This window comes from Streptococcus sp. GMD5S (genome assembly GCF_000298715.2).
Taxonomy (GTDB): Bacteria; Bacillota; Bacilli; order Lactobacillales; family Streptococcaceae; genus Streptococcus.
The window spans coordinates 303,374-310,185 of sequence record NZ_AJRG02000001.1 but is presented as its reverse complement, the minus strand read 5'-3'; the positions used below and the strand labels follow the sequence as shown (position 1 = coordinate 310,185).

The 6,812-nt window shown below is 39.2% G+C and carries 5 protein-coding genes and 1 pseudogene; 5 read left to right on the top strand and 1 reads right to left on the bottom strand.

Features of this window, described 5'->3' with window-relative positions; all coding sequences use genetic code 11:
- A pseudogene (locus GMD5S_RS10415) lies at window positions 1-93 on the bottom strand (DNA-binding protein); the annotation flags it as partial.
- A gap of 162 nt (window positions 94-255) precedes the next feature.
- Between GMD5S_RS10415 and GMD5S_RS0201460 the strand changes: the two are divergent.
- From GMD5S_RS0201460 to argH, 5 genes are all read left to right on the top strand, one after another.
- Window positions 256-2,364 (top strand): bacteriocin-associated integral membrane family protein, encoded by a 2,109-nt coding sequence (locus GMD5S_RS0201460; protein ID WP_000724248.1) that lies wholly within the window; start codon window positions 256-258, stop codon window positions 2,362-2,364.
- A complete protein-coding gene (locus tag GMD5S_RS0201455) occupies window positions 2,361-2,990 on the top strand; it encodes an ABC transporter ATP-binding protein (RefSeq protein ID WP_000593110.1) in 630 nt (209 codons plus the stop codon). Before GMD5S_RS0201460 ends, GMD5S_RS0201455 begins: the two co-directional genes overlap by 4 nt.
- Before the next feature lie 228 nt (window positions 2,991-3,218).
- The gene (locus GMD5S_RS0201450) at window positions 3,219-4,025 is read left to right on the top strand and encodes an ABC transporter substrate-binding protein (protein WP_001045245.1); all 807 of its coding nucleotides are present in this window, start codon (window positions 3,219-3,221) and stop codon (window positions 4,023-4,025) included.
- Window positions 4,026-4,040: 15 nt separating this feature from the next.
- Window positions 4,041-5,237, top strand: a complete 1,197-nt coding sequence (locus tag GMD5S_RS0201445; RefSeq protein ID WP_000031910.1) for an argininosuccinate synthase — start codon at window positions 4,041-4,043, stop codon at window positions 5,235-5,237.
- A gap of 27 nt (window positions 5,238-5,264) precedes the next feature.
- Window positions 5,265-6,656 (top strand): argininosuccinate lyase, encoded by a 1,392-nt coding sequence (argH, locus tag GMD5S_RS0201440; RefSeq protein ID WP_001125690.1) that lies wholly within the window; start codon window positions 5,265-5,267, stop codon window positions 6,654-6,656.
- The last annotated feature ends 156 nt before the right edge of the window (window positions 6,657-6,812 follow it).

Genomic DNA, 6,812 nt, shown 5'->3' with positions numbered 1-6,812 from the left:
GGTTCTTGAAAGGACGCTACCACAGACATCTTCTTGGGTTAATCCTTTTGACTCACGTATTTCTTTATAAACATTTCCAAAATCGTAGCGCATGATCTCCTCCTTGTTCGTGAAAAAAGTTAACAGAAAATAGAAACTGATTAAAAATATTGTATCATAGTAGTATAAAAAGTAAAAAAGAAATCTAAAATAAATTTGTGAAAAAAGGGAATAAATTCTACGACTAAGATGATAAAGTACTAAGGAGGTACTTTTATGAAAAAAATCAGTAATTTCTGTATGTTACTCCTGCTTTTGTGTACCACTTTTTTTGTTTTTAATATAAACTACACACGAGAAGTGGTGCGGATTCGGGAAATGGGAAAGACTGTAGATTCTTTGGATTTGTATTTGAAAGATATTAATGAACCTGCAGCATCTGTTCTTCGATTTTTTGAGGATGTATCAAAGGAGTATAAAGTCTCCATCATCAAAACAGACAGTGGTGATGAGGTGGTCAAGTCTGGTGTTTTTGATAAAGATACCTTTCCCTACCAAGAGTTTGGGATTTCTTCTCTTGATTTTACCACAGATGGTGAGGGAGTTTACAGTAATAAAGAAATTTCCAATAAACTTGGTACGATTCCGACTTTTCTAAAAGCCAAGCCTATTCAGCTTATGACTTTTCAAACCTATATCAAGGATACATCTCGTAGTTTAAATGGTCGCTATACGATAACTTCTACACAAGAGATGGACAAGGATAGGATTGTACAGAAATGGAGCGATTTTTTCAAGATAGACCAGGCTACCTTGCTAGAGCCGACCTATAAAAGTGCAGTGGAAGTCATAAATCGAGATTTGCTTTTATCTGCCATTGTTTTTGTCTTGGCTATTTTACTTCTTGTGTTAGTGACAGTGTATCAACCGATGATGGATATGAAAAGAGTTGGGGTACAAAAATTACTGGGTTTTCAAGATCGGGCTGTTTTAGCTGATGTTGTGAAAGGCAACCTCTACCTCCTCCTAGGTGGGGCGCTTGTGATCAATCTAGGAGTATGTTTCTTGCTTGATTACAAGCCAAAAGATTTGTTCCCAATGTTATGGTTGTCGCATTTTTTGCTTTTGCAACTTTATCTCTTTATCAGTTGGTTGACTTACCTCTTAATTCAAAAAATGACAATCAGCTCTTTGCTGAAAGGTTTTTCATCTTTCAAATTTAGTCTACTCTTTAATTATTTGATGAAAATTGGAACTACTATTTTACTGACAGTCTTGCTAGTTGGGGTAGGAAAAAGTTTGGAGCAAGAAAACAAAGAGTTGGATTACCAGAAACAGTGGATCAGTCAAGGAAATTATCTGACCTTGGAAACTTTTCAACTCAATGATAATCTGTGGCAAGAGCAGTTGGCAGGCTCAGGGCAAGCAGTGGATTATTTCTATCGATTTTATCTGGATTTGGTAGAAAAAACGCAGGCGGGCTATGTGCAAAGTAGCAGTCTTCCTGTAAAAAATTTTGTCAAATCAGAACAGATTCAGCAATATCAGTTAACAGATACGGTGGATGTTTACTATGCTAATCGCAATTTTCTAAAGAGCAAGGAATTCAAGTTACCCGATACCGGCACTAAAAAAGTTATTTTGATGCCAGCAAGTACGAAAGGTGAAGAAGATAAAAATCAGCTCTTGGGGAAATTAATTGCCTATCTTTCTATGAAGTATGAAGAGCAGCAAAAACGAACGATAGAGGAGATGGATATCGAGATTGCTTACTATGAAGGTGATTGGTCATTCTTCCCTTATAACGAGAAGCGAAAGGAAAATCTCTACAATCCAATTATTAGCTTGGTCAATGATTCTGATATGATGTGGGATGAAAAAGCTTCCCTGTCAACAACAGGTTTAAATAATCCCATTAAAATCGAAAATACAGCTCAACATCAAAAAGAGGTGACAGCGTTAGTTGAGAAATTATCAGATGGGAATTATTTAAAATTTTCATCTATTCAAGCCATTCAACAAGAGAAAGTAGATTCTTATCGAGATGCTGTTCGGAATTTCAACATACTCTTTGCTTTGGTTGGTCTTCTTAGTATGATGATTTCCTACTTCTTACTAGTAACAACTTTCTTATTGAAGCGAACAGATATCATCACCAAGAAGTTCATGGGTTGGAAATTGATAGATCGGTATCGTTCTTTCTTGAGGATTCTATTGTTGGTATATAGCTTCCCTTTTGTAGTCCTGCTATTCTTTACACAGGCACTGTTCCCGCTCTTGCTTTTCGCAGGATTTACAGGCTTAGATATTCTGTTTGTACTTTTCTTGGGCTCTAAGATGGAAAAACGAAATGTAGTGCAGTTATTGAAAGGGGATCACTTATGATAAAGTTGGAAAATGTTACGAAAACCATTGGGAAAAAAGTTATTTTGGAGAACTTATCTCTAAAAATTAACCAAGGAGATTTAGTTGCCATTGTTGGAAAAAGTGGCAGTGGCAAGTCAACCTTGTTAAATCTCTTGGGTTTGATAGATGGCGATTACAGTGGACATTATGAAATTTTCGGTCAGCAAAATGTACCTGTCAATTCTGTTAAGTCGCAAGCGATTATCCGCGAACATATCTCTTATCTGTTTCAAAACTTTGCTCTGATTGATAATGAAACGGTAGAGTATAATCTCATGCTCGCTCTAAAGTATGTAAAATTATCCAAGAAGGACAAAGGCAAAAAGATAGAAGAAATTTTAGAGAGAGTGGGATTGTCATCAACCCTACATCAGAAGGTTTCAGAGTTATCTGGAGGGGAACAGCAACGAATCGCAGTTGCTAGAGCCATTTTAAAACCGAGTCAGCTCCTGTTAGCAGATGAACCAACCGGCTCTCTAGACCCTGAAAATCGAGATTTGGTTTTAAACTTTCTCTTAGATATGAACAAGGAAGGGAAAACGGTCATTATCGTTACCCACGATGCCTATGTAGCTCAACAATGCCATCGAGTTATTGAATTGTGAAAGAGAATGTGGCGAGTTCATTGATCTCTTCATCTTACCTGTAATTGGGTAATTGTATTTTTAAAAACTCAAATAGTATAAATAAGCTTATTATATGTAAAAATATATCATATAATAAGCTTTTTCTTGATTTTAATGAAATAAAATACAGTTTTTTCTTGACAAACGAAAATGAGAGGAGTATTATTTATACAACAATAAAGTATAAAAATAAAAGGAGGCTCTTCTATGAATAAAGTGAAGAAGGTGTTGATGACGATGTTTGGTTTGCTTATGTTTCCCTTATTATTTGCTTGTAGTAACGCTCAATCCCAAGGTGTTGAAGCCATTAAGGCTAAAGGAAAATTGGTGGTGGCCCTAAATCCAGAGTTTGCTCCATTTGAATATCAGAAATTGGTCGATGGGAAAAATCAGATTGTAGGTTCAGATGTTGAGCTAGCCAAAGCCATCGCAAAGGAACTAGGTGTAGAAGTGGAGTTCTCTCCAATGAGTTTTGACAATGTACTGGCTAGTCTTGATTCAGGCAAGGCCGATCTTGCCATATCAGGTGTTTCTAAAACGGAGGAGAGAAGTCAAGTTTACGATTTTTCAATTCCCTACTACACTTCGAAAAATAAGGTTATCGTAAGAAAATCTGAATTAACGAATTACCAATCAGTCAAGGATTTGGCTCAGAAAAAGGTTGGAGCGCAGAAAGGCTCTATCCAGGAAACTCTGGCCAAAGAAACCTTGCAGAATGCTTCTCTCGTTTCACTTCCTAAAAATGGAAATTTGATAACAGATTTGAAATCAGGGCAACTGGATGCAGTTATCTTTGAGGAACCAGTGGCGAAAGGCTTTGTAGAGAATAATCCAGACCTAGCCATCGCTGAGTTTGATTTTGACAATGACAAAGAAGATTCCTACGCTGTTGCGATGAAAAAAGACAGTAAAGAATTAAAAGAGGCGGTTGACAAAACCATCCAGAAGTTGAAGGATTCTGGGGAGTTGGACAAATTGATTGACGATGCTTTTAAAGCCTCTATCGAAAAATAGAAAGAAGGATGAGAAATGAGTAAGGAAAAAGTTATTTTAGCCTATTCAGGTGGATTGGATACATCAGTTGCTATTACATGGTTAAAAAAAGACTATGATGTGATCGCTGTTTGTATGGATGTGGGTGAAGGAAAAGATTTGGAGTTCATCCACGATAAAGCTCTCAAGGTTGGGGCTGTAGAGTCTTATGTCATTGATGTTAAGGAAGAATTTGCTAATGACTATGTTTTAGTGGCCCTTCAGGCTCATGCCTACTACGAACAGAAGTATCCCTTGGTATCTGCTCTGAGTCGCCCTCTTATTTCAAAAAAACTCGTTGAAATAGCTCATCAGACGGGGGCAACCACAATTGCCCATGGTTGTACAGGCAAGGGAAACGACCAAGTTCGGTTTGAAGTCTCTATTGCGGCTTTGGATCCCAATTTAAAAGTAGTTGCGCCTGTTCGTGAGTGGAAATGGTCTCGTGAAGAAGAAATCCAATATGCCAAAGAAAACGGCGTCCCAGTTCCTGCTGACCTTGACAATCCTTACTCTGTCGATCAAAATCTTTGGGGACGCGCAAATGAATGTGGTGTCTTGGAAAATCCTTGGAACCAAGCACCAGAAGAAGCATTTGGAATCACATCTTCGCCAGAAGAGGCGCCAGACAGTCCAGAATTTATAGACATTGAGTTTAGCTGCGGGGTGCCCATCTCCCTCAATGGTGAGAAGATGAAAGTGGCGACTTTGATTCAAAAGCTCAATGAAATTGCGGGCAAACACGGTGTTGGTCGTATTGACCATGTGGAAAATCGCCTAGTCGGTATTAAGTCAAGAGAGATTTATGAGTGCCCAGGTGCTGTGACTTTATTGGCAGCTCATAAGGAGATTGAGGACTTGACTCTTGTGAGAGAAGTGGCTCATTTCAAACCTATTATCGAAAATGAGTTGTCCAATCTCATCTATAATGCCCTGTGGTTTAGCCCAGCAACTCAGGCTTTGATTGCCTATATCAAGGAGACACAGAAGGTCGTCAATGGAACTGCAAAAGTTAAACTTTATAAGGGGAACGCCCAGGTAGTGGCTCGGAAATCACCAAATTCTCTTTACGATGAAAATTTGGCGACTTATACCAGTGCGGATACCTTTGACCAAGATGCGGCTGTTGGATTTATCAAGCTTTGGGGGCTTCCGACTAAGGTTTATTCAGAAGTTCAGAAAAATGTTGAGTAGTGACGCGATAGAAAGGGACGACAGGATATGCCGAAAAATACAAAATTATGGGGTGGTCGATTTGAAGGCACTGTGGAAGATTGGGTAGAACAGTTCGGTGCGAGTATTTCTTTTGACCACCAGCTGGCAAAATTTGATTTGATGGGTTCCCTAGCTCATGTTCAAATGCTAGGACAGACTGGCATTTTAAGCTTGGAAGAGGCAGAGCAGATCCAAGATGGTCTGCAAGCTTTGTTGCGAGATTTAGAGGCAGGAGAGCTTCATTTTGATATTGCAAATGAAGATATTCATATGAATATGGAAGTGTTGCTGACAGAGAAAATTGGTCCTCTGGCTGGGAAACTACACACGGCTCGTTCTCGGAATGACCAAGTCGCAACGGATATGCACTTATATCTAAAGGAGCAGCTTGGCCATGTCTTGGATAAGTTGGCGAATCTGAACAGTGTTTTGCTGGATTTGGCTGAAAAACATGTGGAAACCATCATGCCAGGTTATACTCATTTGCAACATGCCCAACCGATTAGTTTTGCCCATCATCTCATGGCTTATTATAATATGTTCCAAAGGGATAGCGAGCGCTTTGCATTTAACTTGAAACATACGGACCTATCTCCACTGGGTGCGGCTGCCTTAGCGGGGACAACTTTTCCAATCGATCGTCAATTATCGAGTGATTTATTGGGTTTCCAACAACCCTATACCAATTCCTTGGACGCAGTGAGTGACCGTGATTTTATCTTAGAATTTCTGTCAAATGCCAGCATTTTGATGATGCATATGAGTCGTTTTTGTGAGGAAATCATCAATTGGTGCAGTTTTGAGTATCAGTACATTAGCTTGTCTGATAGCTTTTCAACGGGTTCATCTATCATGCCCCAGAAGAAAAATCCTGATATGGCGGAATTGATTCGAGGGAAGACAGGCCGAGTTTACGGGAACTTGCTTGGGCTATTGACCGTCATGAAGTCTTTGCCTCTGGCTTACAATAAGGATTTGCAAGAGGACAAGGAAGGCATGTTTGATACAGTAGAAACGATTTTAAATTCTCTGGATGTGTTGGCAGGTATGCTATCGAGCATGCAGGTTAATAAGGCCAAAATGCAGCAATCCACAGAGAATGATTTTTCGAATGCGACCGAACTGGCAGATTATTTGGCTGAAAAAGGACTCCCTTTTAGAGAAGCGCATGAAATTGTAGGGAAATTGGTTCTAGACTCTATCAAGCATGGTAAAAACATCCAAGATTGGGATTTGGAGGAGTTGCAAGCCTACCATCCCTTGATTGAAGAGGATATTTATATCTACTTGCGTCCAGAAACCGCTGTTCGGAGACGGAATTCCTTAGGAGGAACCGGCTTTGAGCAAGTGAAATACCAGATAGAACAAGCGAAGAAAGAACTTAAAGGGGAAAATTGATTCGTTTGCAAAGGAAGAAAGAGAGGTTGAGATGATTTATCAGCCTCTTTCTTGTCTTCTCCAACCAAGCGTGTTATAATGAATACTGCTCAAGCGACCTTCAATCGTTAAAGCACACACGACCTTCAATCGTGAATAAACGAATAGATGGGAGAC